18 protein-coding genes are annotated in these 24,541 nt (G+C 49.5%); 9 read left to right on the top strand and 9 right to left on the bottom strand.

The genetic code is table 11. From position 1 onward, the window contains the following. Positions 1-14: 14 nt before the first annotated feature. The 5 genes from uvrC to QUW60_RS06345 form a co-directional block, all read right to left on the bottom strand. Positions 15-1,853 (bottom strand): excinuclease ABC subunit UvrC, encoded by a 1,839-nt coding sequence (gene uvrC, locus QUW60_RS06325; protein ID WP_258337290.1) that lies wholly within the window; start codon positions 1,851-1,853, stop codon positions 15-17. Positions 1,854-1,862: 9 nt separating this feature from the next. Beyond that, positions 1,863-2,387, bottom strand: a complete 525-nt coding sequence (locus tag QUW60_RS06330) for an adenine phosphoribosyltransferase (protein WP_289559241.1) — start codon at positions 2,385-2,387, stop codon at positions 1,863-1,865. A gap of 58 nt (positions 2,388-2,445) precedes the next feature. Continuing rightward, entirely contained in the window at positions 2,446-4,317 is a 1,872-nt protein-coding gene (mnmG, locus tag QUW60_RS06335; RefSeq protein WP_289559243.1) for a tRNA uridine-5-carboxymethylaminomethyl(34) synthesis enzyme MnmG, read from the bottom strand. Between the two features lie 285 nt (positions 4,318-4,602). Next, complete coding sequence (gene ybeY, locus QUW60_RS06340) at positions 4,603-5,025, bottom strand: rRNA maturation RNase YbeY (protein ID WP_289559245.1); 423 nt, start codon at positions 5,023-5,025, stop codon at positions 4,603-4,605. A gap of 15 nt (positions 5,026-5,040) precedes the next feature. Beyond that, positions 5,041-6,270: a nucleoside recognition domain-containing protein gene (locus tag QUW60_RS06345; protein ID WP_258337294.1), complete on the bottom strand. Its 1,230-nt coding sequence runs from the start codon at positions 6,268-6,270 to the stop codon at positions 5,041-5,043. A 104-nt stretch (positions 6,271-6,374) separates the two neighbouring features. Here QUW60_RS06345 and QUW60_RS06350 point away from each other — a divergent pair, with 104 nt between their 5' ends. The 9 genes from QUW60_RS06350 to QUW60_RS06390 all read left to right on the top strand — a co-directional run bounded on the left by QUW60_RS06350 (position 6,375) and on the right by QUW60_RS06390 (position 19,773). Then, a complete protein-coding gene (locus tag QUW60_RS06350; protein ID WP_289559247.1) occupies positions 6,375-7,430 on the top strand; it encodes a DUF3810 domain-containing protein in 1,056 nt (351 codons plus the stop codon). Between the two features lie 654 nt (positions 7,431-8,084). Then, positions 8,085-9,215, top strand: coding sequence for an N-acetyltransferase (locus QUW60_RS06355; protein WP_258337296.1), 1,131 nt, complete (start codon positions 8,085-8,087; stop codon positions 9,213-9,215). Between the two features lie 54 nt (positions 9,216-9,269). Then, the gene (locus QUW60_RS06360; protein ID WP_289559251.1) at positions 9,270-11,198 is read left to right on the top strand and encodes a DNA topoisomerase IV subunit B; all 1,929 of its coding nucleotides are present in this window, start codon (positions 9,270-9,272) and stop codon (positions 11,196-11,198) included. Positions 11,199-11,279: 81 nt separating this feature from the next. Next, complete coding sequence (coaD, locus tag QUW60_RS06365; protein ID WP_289559253.1) at positions 11,280-11,735, top strand: pantetheine-phosphate adenylyltransferase; 456 nt, start codon at positions 11,280-11,282, stop codon at positions 11,733-11,735. A gap of 72 nt (positions 11,736-11,807) precedes the next feature. Beyond that, positions 11,808-13,394: a S41 family peptidase gene (locus tag QUW60_RS06370; RefSeq protein WP_434736848.1), complete on the top strand. Its 1,587-nt coding sequence runs from the start codon at positions 11,808-11,810 to the stop codon at positions 13,392-13,394. A gap of 29 nt (positions 13,395-13,423) precedes the next feature. Further along, on the top strand, positions 13,424-16,039 hold the full coding sequence (locus QUW60_RS06375) for a glycoside hydrolase family 2 protein (protein WP_289559255.1): 2,616 nt from the start codon (positions 13,424-13,426) through the stop codon (positions 16,037-16,039). 236 nt (positions 16,040-16,275) lie between these two features. Next, entirely contained in the window at positions 16,276-16,947 is a 672-nt protein-coding gene (locus QUW60_RS06380; protein WP_258337300.1) for a succinate dehydrogenase/fumarate reductase cytochrome b subunit, read from the top strand. 51 nt (positions 16,948-16,998) lie between these two features. Then, a complete protein-coding gene (locus QUW60_RS06385) occupies positions 16,999-18,981 on the top strand; it encodes a fumarate reductase/succinate dehydrogenase flavoprotein subunit (RefSeq protein WP_289559257.1) in 1,983 nt (660 codons plus the stop codon). 36 nt (positions 18,982-19,017) lie between these two features. After that, the gene (locus QUW60_RS06390) at positions 19,018-19,773 is read left to right on the top strand and encodes a succinate dehydrogenase/fumarate reductase iron-sulfur subunit (RefSeq protein ID WP_258337302.1); all 756 of its coding nucleotides are present in this window, start codon (positions 19,018-19,020) and stop codon (positions 19,771-19,773) included. A 299-nt stretch (positions 19,774-20,072) separates the two neighbouring features. Here the strand turns inward: QUW60_RS06390 and QUW60_RS06395 are convergent, their stop codons facing one another. From QUW60_RS06395 to QUW60_RS06410, 4 genes are all read right to left on the bottom strand, one after another. Then, on the bottom strand, positions 20,073-21,059 hold the full coding sequence (locus tag QUW60_RS06395; RefSeq protein ID WP_289559259.1) for a DUF5106 domain-containing protein: 987 nt from the start codon (positions 21,057-21,059) through the stop codon (positions 20,073-20,075). Positions 21,060-21,092: 33 nt separating this feature from the next. Continuing rightward, entirely contained in the window at positions 21,093-22,205 is a 1,113-nt protein-coding gene (dprA, locus tag QUW60_RS06400) for a DNA-processing protein DprA (protein WP_289559261.1), read from the bottom strand. Further along, entirely contained in the window at positions 22,202-22,609 is a 408-nt protein-coding gene (locus QUW60_RS06405) for an acyl-CoA thioesterase (RefSeq protein ID WP_258337305.1), read from the bottom strand. Before QUW60_RS06405 ends, dprA begins: the two co-directional genes overlap by 4 nt. Before the next feature lie 616 nt (positions 22,610-23,225). Further along, positions 23,226-24,506 (bottom strand): DUF2851 family protein, encoded by a 1,281-nt coding sequence (locus tag QUW60_RS06410; RefSeq protein ID WP_289559264.1) that lies wholly within the window; start codon positions 24,504-24,506, stop codon positions 23,226-23,228. Positions 24,507-24,541 lie beyond the last annotated feature (35 nt).

Raw genomic sequence — 24,541 nt, forward strand, 5'->3', positions numbered from 1 at the left:
CAAAAATACGAAATTTATTTGTTTTCTTGCAGGCTTTCCTTGACGGTTTTTGCATTTGTTTCGCCAATTACTTCAGCCAGTTCTTCAAGGCTTGCCTGGCGGATACGGGCCACGCTCTTGAATTTCTTCAGCAGAGCGGTTTTCCGTTTTTCTCCGATGCCTTTGATGTTGTCGAGCGCCGAAGCTATCTGACTTTTGCTCCGTTTGTCCCTGTGGAAAGTGATGGCAAACCGGTGCACTTCATCCTGGATATTTTCCAGCAGATGGAAGAGGGGCGTTCCTTGTTTTATGCCTACCGTTTGTGGGGGGAATCCGAACAGAATTTCCGAGGTCCGGTGCTTGTTGTTCTTGGCCAGTCCGACGATTGGAATTGACAGGTGAAGCTCGTCTTCGATGACTTCTCTGACCACCTCCATTTGTCCTTTTCCTCCATCGGTTAAGATGAGGTCGGGGAGTTCTCCCTGCTCGTCAAGGATTCGCGTGTATCGGCGCCTTACAACTTCCTGCATGGAAGCGTAGTCGTCCGGACCGGTAACAGTCTTGATTATGTATTTCCGGTAATCTTTTTTGCTTGGCTTGGCCTTCTTGAATACTACGCATGCGGCCACAGCATCCGCTCCCTGGATGTTCGAGTTGTCGAAGCATTCGATATGGTTCGGCATATGGCTTAGGTTCAGCTGTTCTTGTATCTCTTTCATCAGGCGTACGCTTCGCTGTTCCGGATTCAGCTTTTCCGCCTGTTTCAGGCGGTCGATTTTGTATTGCTTTACGTTCATGACCGAAAGATCCAGCAGGTGTTTCTTTTCCCCCCGTTGCGGGATGGTAAACGTCACTCCGTTCATTTCCATATCCAGTTCGAACGGGATGATGATTTCTTTCGACTGGCTTTTGTATCTTTCCCTCATTTCTGCGATTCCGAGCTGAAGAAGCTCCTCTTTGCTTTCGTTCATCCGTACCTTGTACTCGAATGTGAAAGCCTGGTTAATGCATCCGTTGGTGATGTGCAGGTAATTGATGTAGGCTGAGTTTTCGTCCTTCTCGATAGAGAATACGTCAATGTTGTGCAGGGTCGAGCTGACAACCTCGCTTTTTGAACGGTAGTTTTCAATCAGCAGGTATTTCTCTTTTACCTTTTGAGCTTCTTCAAATCGCATTTCGTCTGCAAGCCCTTTCATCTTTTCCATGAGAAGAGCACTTATGGACTGCGTGTTTCCTTTCAGTATCTCTTTTATCTGACCGACATTCTCCATGTATTCTTCGTGTGAAATCAGTCCGATGCAAGGCCCTTTGCAGTTCTTTATATGATATTCCAGGCAGACTTTGAATTTTCCTTGGCTGATGTTTTCGGGAGTCAGCGCAAGCCGGCAGGTGCGTAGCGGATACAGTTTCTTGATGAGTTCAAGCAATGCCATCATCGAAGGAATGTGGCTGTACGGTCCGTAGTAAGTTGATCCGTCCCGGATGATTTTCCGTGTTCTGTAGACCCGCGGAAAATACTCGTTGCTGACGCAGATTGACGGATAGGTCTTGTCGTCTTTCAGCAGGACGTTGTATCTTGGCTTGTATTTCTTGATGAGGTTGTTTTCCAGAAGCAGCGCGTCTTCTTCCGTATTCACCACGATATATCGTATGTCGGCAATTTTCGTTACAAGAATCTTTGTCTTTGCAGACTGATGCTCTTTTGAAAAATAAGAATAGACGCGCCTTTTCAGGTTTTTGGCTTTCCCTACATAGATGATTGTTCCTTCTGCGTTCAGGTATTGGTAGATGCCTGGCCCTTCCGGCAGATTGAGTACGATTCTGTGCAGGTACTCAGCCGTTGTCAACCCGTTTGTCTTTTCGTTTTCTTCCATTGCTGGATATTATAGCTGCAGCAGGGTAGTAACCTCCGTACCTTCTTCGAAGGCTTTTCTTCCGTTGAGTCCCTTCAGCTCGATGACAAAGTTTACATAAGCTTTCTCCACGCCAAAGCGTTTGGTCAGTCTGTATGCGGCAGCCATGGTTCCTCCTGTGGCCAGAAGGTCGTCGTGCAGCAAGACAACATCATCCTTTGATATGGCGTCTTTGTGTATCTGTATGGTGTCCGTCCCGTATTCTTTCTCGTAGGTTTCTTCTACCACCTCTGCCGGCAATTTCCCCGGCTTGCGCGCCATGATGAATCCGGCTCCGAGGCGTGCGGCCAAGGCTCCTCCCAGGATGAACCCTCTTGATTCGATTCCGACTACTTTTGTGATGCCTTTGTCCTTATACATCTCATACAGCTCTTCTATAAGTCCTTGAAGGCACTCGGCGTTTTTGAAGAGTGTCGTTACATCATAGAACAGGATTCCCGGTTTGGGGAAATTCTGGATTTCTCTCAAGTTCTTTCTTAATGTTTCTTTATTCATAACCAATGTTTTATGTGATTTCCTTAAATAAATTGTTTCACGTGAAACACTCCGTCCGTTACCGGCCCATCAGGACAAGAAGCACGTTGATGTCGCTTGGAGATATCCCCGGAATGCGGCTTGCCTGCGCAAGGGTTTCCGGATCGATCTTTATCAGCTTTTGTCTGGCTTCGGTTGACAGGGACTGGAGGTTGGCGTAGTCGAACTTGCCTTTGATCCGGATTGACTCCAGGCGATGGATCTTGTCGGCAATCGTCCGTTCGCGGTCGATATATCCCTTGTATTTGATGAGGACTTCTGCCGCTTCTACGATTTCATCTTTCCGCTCCTTTACTTGGTCGATGGCTTCTTGAAGTGCGGGGATATGCGGCGCGATGTTTTCGACGGTGATTTGCGGCCGGCTGATAAGGTCGATCAGTTTGCACCCATGGGAGAGGCGTGCGGTTCCGAGAGCCTCCAGCGTGTCATTTATCTTGTCGGCCTTGATGGAGTAGGTCGTGGCAAATTTTGTCAGCCGTTCTATCTCTTCTTTCTTCTTGCAGAAGATGTCATAGCGATCCTGCTTTGCCAGCCCGATCCGGTAAGCCCGTTCCGTGAGTCGCATGTCAGCATCGTCCTGACGCAGAAGGATGCGGTATTCGGCCCGCGAGGTAAACATGCGGTAAGGCTCGTCTACGCCTTTGGTCACCAAGTCGTCGATAAGCACGCCGATATACGCTTCGTCGCGTCCCAGTACGAACGGTTCTCCGCCATGGCAGTTGATGTGCGCATTGATTCCGGCAACGATTCCCTGTCCTCCTGCTTCTTCGTATCCGGTGGTTCCGTTTACCTGTCCGGCGAAGAACAGGTTCTTGACGATTTTCGATTCCAGCGTATGCTTGAGCTGTGTCGGGTCGAAATAGTCGTATTCGATAGCGTATCCCGGCCGGTATACTACAATATCCTTGAAGCACGGAATCTTTTTCAGGGCTTCGAGCTGGATCTCCATCGGGAGCGAAGAAGAAAATCCGTTCAGGTAAAGTTCGTGTGTCGTTTCACCTTCCGGTTCCAGAAAGAGCTGGTGCTGGGGCTTGTCGGGGAAAGTCACGATTTTCGTTTCGATGCTCGGGCAATAGCGCGGCCCGATGCTTTGGATCTGCCCGTTGAAGAGAGGAGAGTCCTTCAATCCGCTGCGCAGCACCTCATGCGCTTCTTCGTTGGTGAAGCAGGTCCAGCACTGGAGCTGTTTGAGTTTGCGAGGCTCGCTGATGAAGGAGAAGCGGTGAAAATCATTTTCTCCGTCCTGCGTATCCATTAATTCGAAGTGTACGCTTTTCGCGTCAATCCGCACGGGTGTTCCTGTTTTCATTCTCCCCGCAGTTATGCCATGCCGGGTGATTGACTCGGTCAGGTGATACGATGCCGGCTCTGCGCACCGTCCGCCGGCAAGCATCTTGTGCCCGATATGCATCAGTCCGTTCAGGAATGTACCGGCGGTAAGAACTACGCATTTGGCATGAAAGGTAACGCCCCAGCATGTTATGAGTCCCGTCACTTCGCCGTTCTCTACAATCAGCTCTTCCACTGTATCCTGCCAGATATGAAGATTTGGAATGTTGTCCAGCACTTCGCGCCATGCCCAGATGAATTTGCCGCGGTCGCATTGCGCGCGCGGGCTCCACATGGCAGGTCCTTTTGAGCGGTTCAGCATTCGGAACTGAATGGCGGTCTTGTCGGTTACCAGACCCATATATCCTCCAAGGGCATCGATTTCTCTCACGATTTGCCCTTTTGCGATGCCGCCCACGGCCGGGTTGCAGCTCATCTGCGCAATCTTGTTCATGTCCATTGTGATAAGACATGTTTTTGAGCCGAGGTTGGCGGCCGCGGCCGCGGCTTCACATCCCGCATGTCCGGCACCGATTACAATCACATCGTAGTTGAAGTTCATTCTTCTTTTTATAGTTTTGATTCGGGGGCAAAAATACGAAAAAATGGTGGCATGGTCAACACCAAACGTTCCGTTTAAGGCGGTTGCTTGATGTGATGAAAACTGCAGCCTGTTTCCCTGGTACGTTTAAGAGCCTGATATAATATTTTATTGGAAAATCAAAACGCTCTAAGGCTTTCGGAAGTCTGGGCCAAGCCGCATGTCTTTTGTGCATGAGCCGAAAAAACTGCGGCTTGGCGTCTTTTTTTTCTTTTTGTGTGGAAGAGGTGTTCCGGCGGGACGGGTTCATTGCATTTGGTCCAGCATCGCCAGCGCCCGGTTTTCCGCCGCTTCCATAATCTCGCGTTCTCCCGGTCCTTTGTCGTTGATTCCGCAGAGATGAAGGATTCCGTGGATGATGACGCGGTGCAGTTCGGTGTCGTACGGCGCATTGAATTGTTCGGCGTTGGTGCGTACGGTGTCAAGACTGATGAAAAGGTCGCCGGAGATCCGGTTTCCTTCCGTGTAGTCGAATGTGATGATATCCGTATAGTAGTCATGTTGCAGGTACTGGCGGTTTACCTCCAGTATTTTCTCGTCCGAACAGAAAATGTAGGCTATTTCGCCTGTGCGTTTTCCGTAAGTTTCGGCTACGGCTTTTATCCATGCCGTGATTTTAGATTTCTTGATGTCGGGCATTTCTACCCCTTCGGTCTGATAACTAATCATGGGTTGCGTAATATTTTAAAAGAACAGATAGCAGATGAAAATCGAAGCGATAACTCCGGCAAGGTCGGCCAGCAGCCCGCAGGGAATCGAATGCCTCATGCGGGAGATGCCGACGCTTCCGAAGTATACGGCAAGGATATAGAATGTAGTGTCTGTAGAGCCCTGGAAAATGCACGACAGGCGGCCGACGAAAGAGTCGGCTCCGTATGTGCTCATGGCATCTACCATCAGGCCGCGCGCCCCGCTTCCGCTCAGCGGTTTCATGAGGGCGGTGGGGAGAGCTCCTACGAACTGACTGTCTATGCCGCAAAGTTCTGCCAGCCGTGCGATTCCCTGGATCAGATAGTCCATGCATCCCGAAGCGCGGAACACCCCGATCGCTACTAGTATCGCCACGAGGTAAGGAATGATGCGGATGGCGGTTGTGAATCCTTCTTTCGCTCCTTCCACAAAAGCGTCGTACACGTTGACCTTCTTTCGCGCACCGGCCCATATAAAGCTGATGATGATGGTGAAGAGAAGCACGTTGGCGATGGTCGTCGACCAGGTGTTTATCTGTTCTCTCGACAATGTGCTGAAGAAGAATATCAGGCAGGCGATGAACAGGCTGGCTCCTCCGAGAAAGAGGAGGATGGTGCGGTTGAGCAGGTTGATTTTCTGGTAAATGCTGACCGCAATGATGCCGGCCAGTGTAGAGAAGAATGTCGCAAGCAGAATCGGGACGAACACATCGGTGGGCTGGGCGGCTCCGAGCTGGGCGCGGTAGACCATGATGCTGATAGGTATCAGTGTGAGCCCCGACGTGTTGAGCACCAGAAACATGATCATCGGGTTGCTTGCCGTGTCTTTTTTCGGATTCAGCTCCTGCAAGCCTTCCATCGCTTTCAGTCCGAGCGGCGTGGCCGCATTGTCGAGCCCCAGCATGTTTGCCGCAAGATTCATGAAGATGCTTCCGGTTACGGGATGGCCTTTGGGAATATCCGGAAAAAGTTTGCAGAACAGCGGACTCAGAACGCGTGAGAGCACGTTGACCACACCTCCCTTTTCGCCGATCTTCATGATGCCCAGCCAGAGCGAAAGCACTCCTGTCAAGCCGATGGAAATCTCGAAGGCCGTCTTCGATGATTCGAAGGTAGAATTGATGACGGCAGGGAAGATTTCCGTGTCGCCGAAAAAGATCAGACGTACCGCCGCCACGATGAAGGCAAGGGCGAAGAAAGCAATCCAGATGTAGTTTAATACCATGTCCGTGTTTTTTGATTCGGATGTCAAAGGTAATGAAAAAAGTCGGAAAACAAAAAGCGATGCCGCAAACGCTGCATTGGAAAACTTTTTGTAAATTCGTGGGCATGAAAACGATGAAGCAGAAATATGTCCGCTGGACGGTTGAGGGGATTCTGGCAGCCTTTGTGCTGGTGTGCCGTTTTGTGCCGGATTGCGGAGAATGGTATGCCCGCACGGTTTATCCTTCGGTTTCGTTCGTGCTTTCGGCTTGTACGAGCTGGATTCCGTTTTCGCTCGAAGAGTGGGTGGTGACGGGATGCGTTGCGGCACTTGTGCTCATCCCTTGGGCCGGGCGGAAAAAGAAGGCATCCTGGCGCACGGTCCTCCGGCGCGAGGCCGAACTTCTGGTCATTGTCTGGTGCTGGTTCTATGTGGGATGGGGAGCCAATTATTTCCGTCATGATTTCTTCACGCGCTCCGGAACAGAGCGGGCCGAATATCGTGCGGATGCTTTCGGCCGCTTCCTCCGCGCCTATACCGATAGCCTGAACAAGTCTTATACGATTGCCCCCATGCCTTCCCGAGAGAAGCTGGAAAGCGAGCTGAAAGCCGTGTTCGCTTCGGTCCGCCCGCACTTCGGACTTGCCCGGCCCCGTCCGTTCCATCATCCCAAGCGGGTTGCCTTCAACGGCCTTTATTCGGGTGTAGACGTGCTTGGCTTCATGGGGCCTTTCTTCTCTGAATCGCAGTTGAACCGCGACCTGCTTCCCGTAGAATACCCGTTCACTTACGCCCACGAATATTCTCATCTGTTGGGCGTGAGCAGTGAAGCCGAGGCCAACTTCTGGGCTTACCAGATCTGCATCCGTTCAGATAGTCCGGCGGTACGCTATTCCGGTTATTTCGGCTTGCTTCCGTACGTGTTGTCGAATGCCCGTTCGCTGCTTCCGGAAGAAGCATACGCCCGGCTGGTTTCCTCCGTCCGTCCCGAAGTGCTGGACGATTTGCGGGAAAAGCAGGCGCATTGGGCTTCGTTGTACAGCCCTTTTGTCGGGAGCATTCAGGAAACCGTCTATTCATGGTATCTGAAAGGAAACCGGATACCTTCGGCCCAAAAGAACTATGCCGAGGTGATCGGGATGATTCTTTCGTTGCCGGATTCGCTCGCCTTGACGGATTGAGCGATTGCGCACATTGTCGTGAAATCCGGCCTCCGGCCGTCATAACGTTGTGAAAATCCGGTTTGCGCTGACGGGCGAGGGCGTCGTTGGGAGTGAAACAGGATGCATCTTCAGGCAGGCTTCCATGCATACCCCGCTCAGGAGCCTTATGGAAGGGGCAGAATGACGGGACATCTTTGTCTGAACACCGCGGTGTTTGCCGGAATCTGACGGGACATTCCGGTAAAAGTGTCCCGACAGATTGGGAGAAGTTTTCCGGATTTGTGCGTATCGTTTCAGAAAAACGTGGACCGCGTGGCGGAAGAGGCATTTTTATTCTGAAAGCATTCGGGACGGATACAGTTTTGAAAAGACAAAAAGACAACAGAATGTCCGATTATGTTGTTTTGTTACCTGTTTTAAGGCTTATTTTTCGGTCTTATTGTTGGCGATAGGGGTGAATCTGTTTCTATCTGACAATCTTCGGGGCGATTTCCTTGCGATTTTTCCGGATTCCCCGTCCCTTGGCCGGAAATGAGCGATTCTCGTGCGTCCGGTTTGTCATTATGTCAAAATGATAAAAACGAAAAATGTGTGCGGACAATGTGATTCCCGATAAAAATCCTTATCTTTACAGCCTGAATTTTTCTATGCAGTAACGAAAGAAAAAGACCGATGACCATTACAATCAAGAAAGTAACGACAAAGAAAGAGCTCAAGAAATTTATCCGTTTCAATTACGAGCTTTATAAAAACAATCCTTATTCGGTTCCTGATTTGCTGGATGACATGCTGAACACGTTCTCTCCGCAGAAGAACGCAGCGTTCGAATTTTGTGAGGCTGACTATTTTCTGGCTTACCGCGGCGGTGAGATTGTTGGCAGGGTAGCTGCCATCATCAATCATCGGGCCAATGAAACCTGGAACAAGAAAGAGGTCCGTTTCGGCTGGATTGACTTCATCGACGAAGAAGAGGTGTCGGCGGCTCTGCTCAAGACCGTTGAAGAATGGGGGAAGGCCCGCGGCATGGAAGCGATGGTGGGTCCGCTCGGATTTACCGACATGGATGCCGAAGGAATGCTGGTGGAAGGATTCGACCAGCTCAGCACGATGTCTACCATCTATAACTATTCTTATTATCCGGAGCATATGGAGCAGCTGGGCTTCCAGAAGGAAATCGACTGGGTGGAGTATAAGCTCACCGTTCCCGACAAGCTGCCTGAAAAGTTTGTCCGCATCTCAGAACTTATTCTTCAGAAATACAAGCTCAGGATCAAAAAGCTCAAGCGGGGCGAAATCAAGAAGTATAACTACGGCCAGCGCATCTTCGATCTGATAAACGAGGCGTATGCTCCGTTGTACGGATATTCGAAGATGACTCAGGGGCAGATCAACCAATATATAAAGATGTATCTTCCGCTCATTGACCTCCGCATGGTGTCGCTGGTAGAAAACGAAGAAGGCGAGCTGGTGGCCGTGGGCATTTCGATGCCTTCGCTTTCGGAGGCTTTGCAGAAGGCGAAAGGCAAGATGCTTCCTTTCGGATGGTATTATCTGCTGAAGGCATTGTTCGTAAAACGTCCGAAGATTCTCGATCTGCTGCTGGTGGGAGTGAAGCCCGAATACCAGAGCAAGGGTGTGAACGCGCTTCTGTTTTATGACCTGGTGCCCGTTTACCAGCAGATGGGGTTTGTGTATGGCGAAAGCAATCCCGAACTGGAGCTGAACAAGAAAGTGCAGTCGCAGTGGAGCGCCTTCGAATCGGTTCAGCACAAACGCCGCAGAGCTTACAAGAAAGTATTTTGAATGTCCCTCCGGCCTTTTCCGAAGAAAGGGCCGGCGAGGCTAAATGTATAAGTTATGGAAGACAATCGTATTCAGCAGGAAAATCCGGTTTCATATACAGAGGAAAACATCCGCCATCTGAGTGATATGGAGCATGTGCGCACCCGTCCGGGCATGTATATCGGTCGGCTGGGCGACGGTTCGCAGGCGGAAGACGGCATTTATGTTCTCCTCAAGGAAGTGATAGACAACAGTATCGACGAATTCAAGATGGGTGCGGGAAAACGTATCGACATCACGATGGAGGACAACCTCCGGGTTTCGGTGCGCGACTACGGGCGGGGCATTCCGCTGGGAAGTCTGGTAGATGCCGTTTCCATGCTGAACACGGGAGGAAAATATGATACGAAGGCTTTCAAGAAAAGCGTCGGGCTGAACGGAGTGGGAGCGAAGGCGGTGAATGCGTTGAGCTCCCGGTTTGTGGCGCGGAGCGTGCGCGACGGACAGATGCGTGAAGCCGTGTTCGAACGCGGCGATCTGGTGAGCGACACGTCGGGACCCACGGATGAAGAGAACGGAACCTATATCTTTTTCGAGCCGGACAATACGCTTTTCACGGGCTATCATTTCCGCATCGAATACATCGAAACGATGCTCCGCAACTATACTTATCTGAATACGGGGCTTTCCATCTATTATAACGGCCACCGCATCGTGAGCCGGAACGGTTTGGAGGATCTGCTCAACGACAACATGACGGCTCCGGGACTTTATCCGATCATTCATCTGGTGGGTGAAGACATTGAGATAGCCTTTACCCACAGCTCGCAGTATGGAGAAGAATACTATTCGTTTGTCAACGGGCAGCATACAACGCAGGGAGGAACGCACCAAAGTGCCTTCAAGGAACACATCGCCCGCACCATCAAGGAGTTTTACGGGAAAAGCCTGGAGTATCAGGACATACGCAACGGACTGGTGGCGGCCATTGCCGTCAATGTGATTGAGCCGACGTTTGAGAGTCAGACAAAAATCAAGTTAGGCTCGCTGGTGATGGCTCCCGAAAAAGACTCCGAGGGAAATCCTTATCCGTTGTCCGGAGTGAGCGTCAACAAGTTTGTGGGGGATTTCGTGAAGGAAAATGTAGACAATTACCTCCATAAGCATCCCGATGTGGCAGAGGTGATGCTTAAAAAGATACAAGAGTCGGAAAAGGAACGCAAGGCGATTGCCGGAGTCACCAAGATTGCCCGCGAACGTGCGAAGAAGGCAAATCTTCACAACCGCAAGCTGCGCGACTGCCGTGTGCATCTGAACGACCTGAAGGGGCCGAAGGACGGGGAAGACGACCCTCGCCTGGAAAGCTCTATCTTTATAACCGAGGGGGATTCGGCAAGCGGCTCCATCACCAAAAGCCGTGACGTGAATACGCAGGCCGTGTTCAGCTTGCGGGGAAAACCGCTGAATTCTTTCGGCCTTACAAAGAAGGTGGTTTACGAGAACGAGGAGTTCAATCTGCTTCAGGCAGCCCTGAACATCGAGGACGGCCTTGACGGACTTCGGTATAATAAGGTGATAGTGGCTACCGATGCGGATGTCGACGGCATGCATATCCGCCTGCTGATGATCACTTTCTTTCTGCAGTTCTTTCCGGATCTGATAAAGAAAGGGCATGTGTATATCTTGCAGACTCCTTTGTTCCGTGTGCGAAACAGAAAGAAAGGGGTATACGAAACCATCTACTGCTATTCGGAAGAAGACAGGCTGGCGGCTATTGAGAAGCTCAGTCCGAACCCGGAAATCACCAGGTTCAAGGGATTGGGCGAAATATCTCCGGACGAGTTCCGTAATTTCATAGGAAAAGACATGCGTCTGGAGCAGGTTACGCTCCGAAAGACGGATGCGGTGAAGGAAATGCTGGAGTTCTATATGGGAAAGAATACGATGGAGCGTCAGAATTTCATTATCAACAACCTGGTGATAGAAGAAGACTTGATTAGTTAACAGCTGGAAACAGGCGGCTGGTGATTTGCAGTGAAGATTCCGGTTATCAGCTGCCAAGTGTCAATTATCAATTATTTAGAGGTGAAAAGGGCAATATTCCCGGGCACGTTCGACCCGTTTACAATCGGACATTATTCGGTGGTGCGCCGTGCGCTCACTTTCATGGATGAGATAATAATCGGTATCGGGATAAACGAGAGCAAACGCACTTGGTTCCCTACCGAGAAGCGTGTGGAAATGATCCAGAAACTTTATGCGGACGAACCCCGTATCAAGGTGGAGGCTTATGACGGGCTTACGGTCGACTTTGCCCAATCGCGCGGAGCGCAGTTTATCATTCGCGGAATCCGGACGGTCCGTGACTTTGAATACGAGGAAACCATAGCGGACATCAACCGCAAACTGGCCGGTGTAGAAACGATTCTGCTGTTTACCGAGCCGGAACTGACTTCGGTCAGCTCGACGATTGTACGCGAACTGCTTCAGTTCGGCAAGGATGTTAGCGACTTCCTGCCGGAAGGTATGGAAATTGATTGACATTCTGACCCGATAGAGAAGAAGAACTCCGGTTTATGTAATGAAAAACAGTCTTTAATATAGAATATAGAGATGAAAAGGAATATCATGCTGGCAGCATTCTGCTGCCTTTTTTGGGGAGGGGTGTTCGCTCAAAACAGCAAGTTCAATTCTCCGTCGCGCAAGCTTCAGTTGGCTGAGTTTGCCATCGCAAATTTGTATGTGGACAATGTAGATGAAAACAAGCTGGTGGAAACGGCTATTGTCAAAATGCTGGAGGAACTGGATCCGCATTCCACTTACTCGGATCCCGAAGAAGTGAAACGTCTGAACGAGCCTCTGCAAGGCAATTTCGATGGGATAGGCATTCAGTTCAATATGGTGACAGATACCTTGTTTGTTATCCAGCCCGTGTCGGGAGGTCCGTCGGAGAAGGTCGGAATACTGGCTGGCGACCGGATTGTGGAGGTGAATGATACCGTGATAGCTGGAGTGAAAATGAATACGGATGAGGTGATGCGGCGCTTGCGGGGACCTAAAGGGTCGAAAGTGAATGTAAAAGTGCTTCGTGGAGGTGTAAAGGAACTTCTGTCGTTTACTATCAGGCGAGATAAGATTCCGGTGTATAGTTTGGACGCTTCTTATATGGTGGACGGACATATCGGCTATATCCGTGTAAACCGGTTTGCGGCTACGACGGGAAAAGAATTTGCCGATGCGCTGCATAACTTGCAGAAACAGGGCATGAAGGACTTGATTCTTGACTTGCAGGGAAACGGAGGCGGCTACCTGAATGCGGCTATTGACCTTTGTGACCAGGTGCTCGGATCCAAGGAGCTGATCGTTTATACGGAAGGACGCCGCAATCCGCGTACGGAGTTTAAGGCGAAAGGGGATGGGGATTTTCAGAACGGACGGCTCGTTGTGCTGGTGGATGAATTTTCAGCTTCTGCAAGCGAGATTGTGACGGGTGCCATCCAGGACTGGGACCGTGGAATTGTGGTAGGACGGCGTACTTTCGGGAAGGGGCTGGTTCAGCGTCCCATTGATCTGCCCGACGGTTCGATGATCCGGCTTACCGTGGCGCGTTATTATACGCCTTCGGGCCGTTGCATCCAGAAGCCCTATGAGAGTGTGGAACAATACAACCGTGATCTGATCGAACGCTATAACCGGGGTGAGATGATGAGCGCCGACAGTATTCATTTTCCGGACTCATTGAAAGCCAAAACGTTGAAGCTCGGGCGTACGGTGTATGGCGGAGGCGGCATCATGCCTGACTATTTCGTGCCCATCGATACGGCGATGTATACCGATTATTATATGAATCTGCGTGACAAAGGTGCCATTGTCCAGTTCAACATCAAGATGATTGACCGCCATCGGCAGGAATGGCTGAAGAAATACAAGACGTTCAGCCGTTTTAACCGTGACTTTGAGGTGGATGACGCGATGCTGAAGGAGCTTGTGGCGTTGGGCGAAACGATGAAGATACCTTATAATGAAACGCAATACCAGACAGCGCTTCCGCTTATCAAGACGCTGGTAAAAGCGTTGATAGCTCGTGACATGTGGGATATGAGCGAGTATTTTCAAGTGATCAATACGCTCAGCGACAGCATGAAGAAGGCGGTTGAACTGCTCTCGGAACCGGGAATGAATTTTCCGAGGCACAAGTGAATTGTCTGCAAATAACCGAAAAACTGATTATGAAAACAAAAAGATTGCCATCAAGTGTATTTTTCGTCCTGCTGGCCCTTTTCTATTTTGCGGGCGACGGAAACGCACAAGTCCGCTTCTCAACGGCAGGCTTTCATGTCCTTTCCGATTCTCCGCGCCAGGTCTTCGACATGAATCCCGGATGGAGATTCTGCAAAGGCAGAGCGGAAGGGGCAGAGCGGGTGGATTTCAACGATTCGGAATGGCAGGTCGTATCATTGCCGAACGGACTGGAAACATTGCCTTTGGAAGCCAGCGGGAGCATCAATTACCGTGGTGAGGCCTGGTATAGAAAACATTTTACGCTTCCTTCCGGCCTGCAAGGCGAACGGTGTGTCCTCTATTTTGAAGGGATTATGGGGAAGAGTAAGATCTGGGTGAACGGAACTCTTGTCGGAGAACATTTTGGAGGCTATTTGCCTGTAAGCCTGGATATCACAGAACAATGCCGTTTCGGGGAAAAGAATCTTGTATCTGTCTGGGCTGACAATTCGGATGATCCGAACTATCCTCCTGGAAAACCGCAGACAATGCTGGACTTCTGCTATTTCGGAGGTATTTATCGTGATTGCTGGCTGTATACTACCTCGGAAACTTACATTACAGATGCCAACATGCGCAATGCAAATAAGACAGGCAATGGGGGCGTTGCTGTATATTATGAGCATGTGAGCGACAAATCGGCGGATGTTTGCATACAGGTGAATCTGCAGAATGATGCCGTTTCGCCGGTCAGGGGTGAGGTGGAGTTCGTTTTGCGTAATGATTCCGGTGAAGAGGTGGCGAAATCCCGTGAGAACTGCAGGCTGAAGGGAAATACGACGCTGAAGAAGCGGATGACCTTGAGCAGTCCTGTGCTGTGGTCGCCGGATACTCCTTATCTATATACGCTGGAAGTGAGGGTGAAGGACGGAAAGGGAAATGTGCTTGACGGATATGGAATCCGGACGGGTATCCGGACTATCGGATTTGATCCCAAACGGGGACTGATCCTGAACGGGAAGGTTTTCTCAAGAAAGCTTATCGGCGCTAACCGCCATCAGGACTATGCGCTGATAGGGAACGCGCTTTCAAATTCGTTGCACTGGCGTGACGCGAAAAAGCTGAAGGATGCGGGCATGGATATCATACGGAATGCGCATTATCCGCAAGATCCCGCATTTATGGAGGCCTGTGACGCCTTGGGCCTTTTTGTCATTGTAAACACTCCGGGCTGGCAGTTCTGGAGCGACGAACCGGTATTCAGAGAACGTATTTATTCTGATATCAGGAATATGGTGCGCCGTGACCGGAATCACCCTTGTGTTATTATGTGGGAGCCTATCCTGAACGAAACCAACTATCCGGATTATTTTGCGAAGGAAGTGCACGGCATTGTGAAGGAAGAGGCTCTTCCGGGAAACAATTATACCGCGGCCGATCTTCGGGCTACGGGCTCACGGTATTTTGACATAAGCTTCACCGCTCCTCTGTCGGAAACAGATCCCGGTTACGATGAGAATAAAATTTATTTTACGCGTGAGTGGGGAGATAATGTGGATGACTGGAATGCGCACAATTCTCCCAGCCGGGTGGCCCGGCAATGGGGAGAGCACGCACAGCTGATTCAGGCAAGAGATTATGGCAGATCTCCTGTGGGATGGGCAAGCATAGATGTGTTGTATGAAACGAAGCCCAACCATCTCGGAGGATGCCTTTGGCATTCGTTCGACCATCAGCGCGGCTATCATCCGGATCCTTTCTACGGAGGAATCATGGATGCTTTCCGTCGTCCGAAATATTCATATTATATGTTCCAGGCCAAAAGCCATCAAACCCGTCCCATGGTATATGTTGCGAACCTTATGACTCCTTTTTCGCCTGAGGACGTAACGGTGTACAGCAATTGTGATGAAGTAAGGCTGACTACCCAAACCGGGGAAAAGCAGCGCGTATACAGAGTGCCTCAGGAATTGGGCAACAAACCTTTTCCTATTGTCAGGTTTGAAAAGGCTTTTGACTTTATGGTTGACAAGAAATTTGCACGGGGAGGCAAGCATTCTGAATCTTATTTGTTGGCTGAAGGTCTGATTGACGGGAAAGTAGTGGCTTCGCACAAAGTTTGTCCGGCTCGTCAAAGTGCCGAAATCCGTTTGTCTGCTGATACGGAGAATATGCAGCCGGTAGCCAATGGCGGGGATTTGGTGACTGTTGTAGCGCAGGTGACCGACCGTAACGGTGTGGTCAAGCGTCTGAACAACACTTCCATCGTGTTTGAGATAGAAGGAGAGGGGCGGTTGATTGGCGCAGACAAGGCAGTGCCCGTGCTTTGGGGAGAAGCCTGCGTGTTGGTTCAAACCACTTCCAAGGCTGGAAAGGTCAGAATCAAGGCACGGATGGAGTATGCCGGTGAGGTCAAGCCGTCGGCCGGCGAACTGGAGTTTGCCACCTTGCCTTCGCCAGTGCCCCAGCTCTTCGATGCAGATGAAGAAAAGCAGACCACGGTTGCTCTCCCGACACAAGGAAGCGGCGCATTGAGCGAAGAGCAGAAACAGGAGCTGATGAAAGCAAGCAAGATTGTAGAGGCTCAGCAGGAGCAGTTTGGAGAGAAAGACGGAAAGCGGTAGAATCTGACAGGTCGGCTGGAGGATTCTGTGCGGTGCAGACGGAGAACTTGTGCGGCAAAAATCTTCCTTTTCTCCGCACAAGTTTGGAAATATGCCAAAGTATTTGGTCAGATTAAAGAATTATTTCCTTAATCTTTTGTGTTATCTCGATAAAACTTCTAATTTTGCAACGTATTACGAATCATCGAGTAGGATATTTTAGTTCTAACAATTAAATAATTTAAATTCAATCATTTATGTGGTTAAGTAATTCATCTATTGGAAGGAAAGTGGTGATGAGCGTAACTGGTATCGCCCTTGTCCTGTTTCTTACATTTCACATGTTGATGAACCTGGTCGCATTATTTTCGGCGGAGGGTTATAACACGGTGTGTGAATTTTTGGGAACTAACTGGTATGCCCTTATCGGTACACTGGCATTAGCTGCTCTGTTTGTAATTCACATTATCTATGCCTTCTGGCTGACAATGTTGAACCGTGCGGCTCGTGGCAGCGAGCGCTATGCTGTTAGCGTGAAGCCTAAAACAGTGGAATGGGCATCTCAGAACATGCTGGCTTTGGGCGTTATCGTGATTTTGGGCTTGGCATTGCATTTGTTCAACTTCTGGTACAACATGATGTTCGCCGAACTGATCGGAAATCCCATGATGGGCGGTTTGAGCGCAACAGATGGTTACGGCTACATTATGGAAACGTTCTCAAATCCTGTATTCTTTGTGCTGTACATTGTTTGGCTGTGTGCCTTGTGGTTCCATCTGACTCATGGATTCTGGAGTTCAATGCAGACTTTGGGTTGGAACAACACGACCTGGATCAGTCGTTGGAAATGCATTTCTAACATCTATTCTACTATCATCGTGCTGGGATTCATGCTGGTAGCAGTTGTATTTTTCGTGAAGAATTTATAATACGTTGACAAAACAGGTTCAATGCCTTATCAACTAAAAAAGAAAACAATTATGACTAAGATACTTGATTCTAAAATACCTGAAGGTCCGATAGCTGAAAAATGGACCAACTATAAAGCTCATCAGAAACTGGTGAATCCGGCCAACAAACGCCGTCTGGATATCATTGTTGTAGGAACAGGTCTGGCAGGTGCTTCTGCCGCTGCTTCTTTGGGCGAAATGGGATTCCGCGTGTTTAATTTCTGCATTCAGGATTCTCCGCGCCGTGCGCACTCTATTGCAGCTCAGGGAGGTATCAATGCAGCCAAGAACTATCAGAACGACGGTGACTCGGTATATCGTCTGTTCTATGATACAGTGAAAGGCGGTGACTACCGCGCCCGTGAAGCTAACGTTTACCGTCTGGCTGAAGTTTCAAACAATATCATCGACCAGTGTGTTGCACAGGGTGTTCCTTTTGCCCGTGAATACGGAGGCTTGCTGGCTAACCGTTCGTTCGGTGGCGCACAGGTTTCACGTACATTCTATGCGAAGGGTCAGACGGGCCAGCAGCTCTTGCTGGGCGCATATTCTGCATTGAGCCGCCAGGTAGGTGCCGGAACTGTAAAGCTGTATACCCGTTATGAAATGGAAGACGTGGTTATCATCGACGGCCGTGCGCGCGGTATCATCGCCAAGAATCTTGTAACAGGTAAACTGGAACGCTTTGCCGCTCATGCCGTTGTAATCGCAACCGGAGGCTATGGAAATACTTACTTCTTGTCTACCAACGCGATGGCATGTAACTGCTCTGCAGCAATGGCTTGTTATCGTAAGGGTGCGTTCTTCGCAAACCCGGCTTACGTGCAGATTCATCCGACTTGTATCCCGGTACACGGCGACAAGCAGTCTAAGCTGACTTTGATGTCTGAATCTTTGCGTAACGACGGCCGTATCTGGGTTCCGAAGAAGCTGGAAGACGCGAAGGCATTGCAGGCTGGCACCAAGAAAGGAAGTGACATTCCCGAAGAAGACCGCGACTATTACCTGGAACGCCGTTATCCGGCATTCGGTAACCTGGTTCCGCGTGACGTGGCTTCGCGTGCAGCAAAAGAACGCTGCGACCATGGTTTCGGCGTGAACAACACCGGTCTTGCTGTCTTCCTTGATTTCTCTGAAAGTATCGAACGTCTGGGCCTTGATGTTGTCCGCCAGCGTTACGGCAACCTCTTTGATATGTATGAAGAGATCACAGACGTAAATCCGGGTGAACTGGCCAATGAAATCAACGGAGCAAAATACTATAATCCGATGATGATTTATCCGGCTATCCACTACACAATGGGCGGTATCTGGGTTGACTATGAATTGCAGACAACCATTAAGGGATTGTTTGCTATCGGCGAATGTAATTTCTCTGACCACGGCGCTAACCGTCTGGGAGCTTCTGCTTTGATGCAGGGACTGGCTGACGGATACTTCGTATTGCCTTATACTATCCAGAACTATCTGGCAGATCAGATTACAGTTCCTCGCTTCTCTACGGACCTTCCGGAATTTGAAGAAGCAGAAAAGGCTGTTCAGGCTAAGATCGATCACCTGATGGGCATTCAGGGCAAGCGTTCGGTTGACTCTATCCACAAGGAACTCGGACACATCATGTGGGAATATGTCGGCATGGGACGTACAGAGGCAGGCTTGAAGACAGCACTGGCCAAACTGAAAGAAATCCGCAAGGAATTTGAAACAAATCTGTTCATCCCGGGCAAGAAAGAAGGCATGAACGTTGAGCTGGATAAGGCTATCCGTCTGAATGACTTTATCACAATGGGCGAACTGATTGCTTATGATGCATTGAACCGTAACGAATCATGTGGCGGCCACTTCCGTGAAGAATACCAGACAGAAGAAGGCGAGGCAAAACGTGATGACGAACACTACTTCTATGTGTCTTGCTGGGAATATCAAGGCTCAGACGATAAGGCTCCGGTTCTCTACAAAGAGCCGCTGGTTTACGAAGCAATCAAAGTTCAGACTCGTAACTATAAGAGCTGATCAGTGAAGTTAAACAATTAAAAGCATCTAAGTAAAATGGATAAAAATATATCATTTACGCTGAAAATTTGGCGTCAGAACGGACCGAAGGAACAAGGTCATTTCGATACATTCCAGATGAAAGATATCCCGGGTGATACCTCATTCCTGGAGATGTTGGATATCTTGAATGAGCAGCTGATTGAAGAAGGAAAAGAACCGGTTGTATTTGATCATGACTGCCGTGAAGGTATCTGCGGTATGTGCTCTTTGTATATCAACGGACATCCGCATGGACCGGCTACAGGTGCAACGACTTGTCAGTTGTATATGCGCCGTTTCCATGACGGTGATGTGATTACTGTAGAACCGTGGCGTTCTGCCGGTTTCCCGGTTATTAAGGACTTGATGGTAGACCGTTCGGCCTATGACAAGATTATGCAGGCTGGAGGTTATATCAGCGTGCGTACAGGCGCTCCTCAGGATGCGAATGCTATCCTGATTCCGAAGGACGTTGCTGATGAGGCTATGGATGCCGCTACTTGTATCGGTTGCGGCGCTTGTGTAGCAGCCTGCAAGAATGGTTCGGCTATGCTGTTTGTTTCTGCAAAAGTGAGCCAGCTGAATCTGCTTCCGCAAGGCAAGCCTGAGGCACTCCGCCGTGCAAAAGCCATGATTGCCAAAATGGATGAACTGGGATTCGGTAACTGTACAAACACCCGTGCATGTGAAGCAGAATGTCCGAAGAACGTTTCAATCAGCAATATTGCCCGCTTGAACCGCGACTTTATCAAGGCCAAATTGAAAGATTGATTTAGTCTGTAGCTTTTATTTGATAAATAATTTGCCGTCTTATGGAAGCAGCTTCTGTCTGTTCCATAAGACGGTTTTTTGTGGTGGATCTGGCTGTGTATGGCACAGTATGTTTCTTTCCGGTTTCGCTTGTCAGCCTGTCTTAAGTGTGAAATAAGACTAAAACATGGGCGGGAAAGGTAGACGGTGTTGCTTTTTTTAGATAGTATTCTTATATTTGTGTCGTGATTTTTTTCATAGTATTAGATTTAAGGTTAACAAGGGAGGGAGAAGGCGTTCTCCCTTTTTTATTTTCAGCCTTACAGTCCAAGTTCACTGTGTATTTGCTCGTAGGTAGCGTCCTTCAATATCACATTCTTATTTCCGTCCAGCAGGTAAAGGGAAGGCATGGACTTTATATTGTAGAGTGCGCGCATTCTGATGATTTCCTTGTCGGTGCCTATAATCCAGTTTGCCGGCATGTCTTTCAGCGAATTGCGCCAGGCCTCCATGTTTTCTTCAGTGTAGACAGCCAATATGGAAAGTTTGTTTGCGTCGACAGCTCTTTTCAATGACTCGTCATTGATCATTTCCTGCAGGAGATGGTGGCAGGTGGGGCATTCGGGGTCATAGAAGACGAGCAAAAGCCGGTTGTTGTGCACTTGCGTATTCTTGAGCGTGCTTGTCTTTCCTGAAGGCAGATAGTAAGTGAAATCGGAAGCCTGTTTCCCTGGCTGGTTTCTGCTTATCAGATCCAGTCTGAACTTGAAGTTTTCTCTTACGGCTTCATCCGTTTCATACTTCCCGATCATCTGTTTCAGGTAAGCAGCATACAGTCGTTCGTTGTAGAACGGCGAGTTAGGATCGGACAGATAATCGTCAAACAGTTTCATGAATACTTGCCTTGCGTGCGGATGCGGGTACATGAGCCTGCATAGATTCCCGATGCTGGGTTCTGCTTCATCCGGATTCGTCTGCGTATCGGCAAGCAGGGCGATGTGGTCGACAAACCCTTGTTCGGTGACATTGCTGTTATTGACCAGGGCTGTATCTGCAAAGTTGAATTCATCCCAGTAATGCGCAAGAAGAAACGTCTTTCTCGATTCCGGATCCTTCAGCGATTCGGGAATCTTGGGGTAAGGGAACTGCGGTTCCTGCTGCACGGACTTTTCCGTTTGCAGGCTTTGCTGTGCTGCGTTTCCGATTTTTTGCCTGTTACTGTTCTTGCATGAAAGCGTAGAGATTGAAAATGTCGCAAGAAAGAGGCAATACATATATTTTTTCATGTTGCTGTATGCTGTTTTCATAAAATAGAAATGTTTGATATTGCTTTCGGGAGATTATAGAAGGCGGTATACTCCACCGGCCAACGCCTTTATAACCCCTTTCATCTCGAGTTCGAAAAGAATGCCTGCCATCCGGTTGATAGCGATGTTGCATTCCACCACCAGCGTGTTTATCTGTTTTCCTTCCGGCTGTTTCTTGAGCAGGTTTACAATCCGTTCTTCTTCTTCAGACAAGTCCGGGAAAAGCTGGCGCTGGATGGCTCTGGGCACCTTGTTTTCTACGTCCCAGCACATCGCTTTGACGAAATCTTCCGCATTTTGCACGAGCGTCGCCTTGTTTTGTCTGATCAGTTCGTTGCACCCTGCGGAGTATTCATCATTGATTCTGCCCGGGAAGGCAAAGCAGTCGCGCTGATAGCTGTCTGCAATTTCTGCCGTGATGAGCGACCCTCCTTTTACGGCTGATTCGATGACGATTGTTGCATTGCTGATGCCGGCCACAATGCGGTTTCGCTTGACAAAATTCTGTTTGTCGGGATTTGTTCCACTGGGGAATTCGGTGAGCAGTCCGCCGCACGAAAGCATTTCGGCAGCCGTATGTTTATGGACGGCCGGGTAAATCCGGTCAAGCCCGTGAGCCAGCACTCCCACGGTGGGAATGCCGTGATTGAGAGCCGCCCGGTGAGCATGGATATCGATGCCATAAGCAAGTCCACTTACCACCAGCACGTCCGGGAGCATTTCTTTCAGGTCGTGCAGAAAAGTTCTGCAAATCTCTTTCCCGTAATCGGTTGCATTCCGTGTGCCGACAACGCTGACGATGTGCAGGCTGTTCAGGTCGGCGTTTCCTTTATAAAACAGAGCCAGAGGCGCATCGTCGCATTCTCTCAGGCGTGAAGGATATGCTTCGTCAGACGGTATCAGGCAGCGGATTCCGTTTTTCTCGGCAAACTGCAATTCCGCTTCACAGATGCGCAGAATGTCTGGCTTTCCCAAAGCCCCGGCAAGCTTCGGCGAAAGTCCGGGAATCTCCTCGGCCAGTTCTTTGGCGTGGAGTATGATTTCAGCGGCGCTTCCCGCCGTTTTCAGCAGATTGTGGGCACCGGCCAGTCCCAGACCCGGCGTGCGGGTAAGCGCCAGCGTATATAGGCGTTCTTCGTCTTTCATTCGTTCAGGTAGGGGGCCAGAGTTTGATTCAACAGTTCGCTCTCTCCCAAACGTCCGTTGACGAGGCATACGGTTTCTACGCTTGACTTGACGACAGCCTTCATGTCCGGAAGCCGGAAGATGTCCTGGTAAAACACATATTTGATGCCTTCCTTTTTGATGTACAGTTTGGAAACAAATTCGTCCTGGCTGGTGAGCGGAGTCTTGAATGCCATGTTCAGCCGGGCGACAACAGGGTCTATTCCTTTCCGGTGCAGTTCGGCGAAGCTGATTCCCGTGGAAGACAGAAATTCATGGCGGGTATGTTCGATATAATGCTGGTAATTTGCGTTGTTAACAATGCCTTGCAGGTCGCATTCGTAATCGCGGACCTTCATCTTCAGTTCAAAAATGTATTTCTCCATAAATTCTATGTTTTTGTACAAAAGTAATGATTTTGTCGGAAGTAATGCGGGGTTCCTTGTGCGGATTCGGGAAAGGCCATCAAATTTCCGTCAAACCTTGGGCAGAGGGCATGCATCCGTTTGCTTTCCTTGTCCGGTTGAAACTGGCCGATCTGGCGGCAGGGCTGACGCATTAAAAAGAATATTGATTATTAAATACTTATTATTCAGCATATACTGATTTTATAGGTAAAAAACAGCCTTTTTATCAGGCTTTAGTATATCTCTAAATATCAGATACTCTGAATATCAATGACTTTAGTAATGCGTCAGCCCTGATCTGGCGCAGGGCTGACGCATTAAAAAGAATATTGATTATTAAGTACTTATTATTCAGCATATACTGATTTTATAGGTAAAAAACAGCCTTTTTATCAGGCTTTAGTATATCTCTAAATATCAGATACTCTGAATATCAATGACTTTAGTAATGCGTCAGCCCTGTGATCTGGCGGCAGGTTTTATAGTCCAGCATTTGGTCCGTACAGTCCAGCGGCTGGACTATACGGACCACATACGTGGACCGTACGGTTCACGGGCTGGACCATAGAATTTGTTCCGATGTCTGGCAGACTTTCTACTGCCCGCCGCATTGAGGCTTTTTGAGATATTCATATCCTATCCGGCAATAAAGGCATTTCTTTATGTCGCAGTAGTTCTTTTTCAGCTGGATCAGCGCCTGACTGTCACCTGCGTGTGCAGCTTCGAGCCCGCATTCTTTCCAGATGCGTACGATGAAATTGTTTTCCGGCCTCATTTCTTCCAGCAGGCCGTTGGCCCGTTGTATCAGTATATTGTCGGTCTTGTATTTGCCGTAGGCATATAAAAAAGGGATGACCGTGTTTATCACCAGCAGGTCGATAGTCTGGTTGCTCAGTGTTTTCGGGTGCGGCGGTGAAGCTTCGCCGAACACATAATGCGTCAGCCAATACTCCGATGTGCCGCATCGCAGCATGTCGCGCAGGCTTTTCAGGCTTTGCGCCTCCATCAGGGCAGACAACAGCCCCTGCGAGCGGTAGTAGAATGAGGCAAGTTGGGCGATTCGTACATGCGGAAAATTGTCCGGACGCATCCTCAGCAGCTTCCAGCGGCTGTTTGCCGAAGGCCTCAGTCCGAATTTGTGGCTCAGATAGGTATATTCCTTCATGAGCCTGTCCGTGTACTCGTCGGCCGGCACTTCCTGGAGCAGCCCCGCCTGTCCGAAGAAGAAGGCTTCTATCTGAAACAGGCTGTCGCGGTGTTTGTTTACCGCCAGCAGGGGGATGGTTTCGGCCCAGAACTCAAAGGCGTCGCTGTTTGTTCCGAATCCGAAGTTGCGAGCCAGGATGATGAAGAATACATGTTCCCAGTCTTTCCGGTGGCGTCCGAGGAGCTGCATGATTTTATCGGTCTTCTGCTCGAAGCGTTCGGTTTGCAGCCTCGAAAGCCAGCTGTGCAGGAGGAGTTTAGGCAACGCCGGTATCAGCCGGTAGCAGGCCGGATAGCGGTCGGCCTCGATGAGCTGCCGGTAGTTGTCCGACAGGTATCCGGGGCAGTGCAGTTCCAGTTGCGGAATCGTTTCACCGTCTGACCGGCGTACGCTTGCATCGATTTCTGAGGCTACATGCAGAATGACCGAATCGTAGTTGCTGTCAAGATGGTGTCCGTGCCGCTCCCATTCGGACGATTGCTGATGGATTTCGATGTTTCCCACCCAGACTACGCCTCCGATTTTGATTTTGGCATTGAAAAAGTCCGGTCCAGCATTGTAGTTTGCCTGACCCGGATCGATGATTTCGATGCTTTCCCCTTCGGCTGTAAGCAGCGGTTTCAGCGGAAAAAGCTTGTGTTTCCATACATAGTGTAGAAGTTGTTCCATGTTAACGAGGTGTAAATGTTCGGTAAATGTAATGA

The sequence above is a fragment of the Bacteroides gallinaceum genome, from assembly GCF_030373775.1.
GTDB lineage: Bacteria > Bacteroidota > Bacteroidia > Bacteroidales > Bacteroidaceae > Phocaeicola > Phocaeicola excrementipullorum.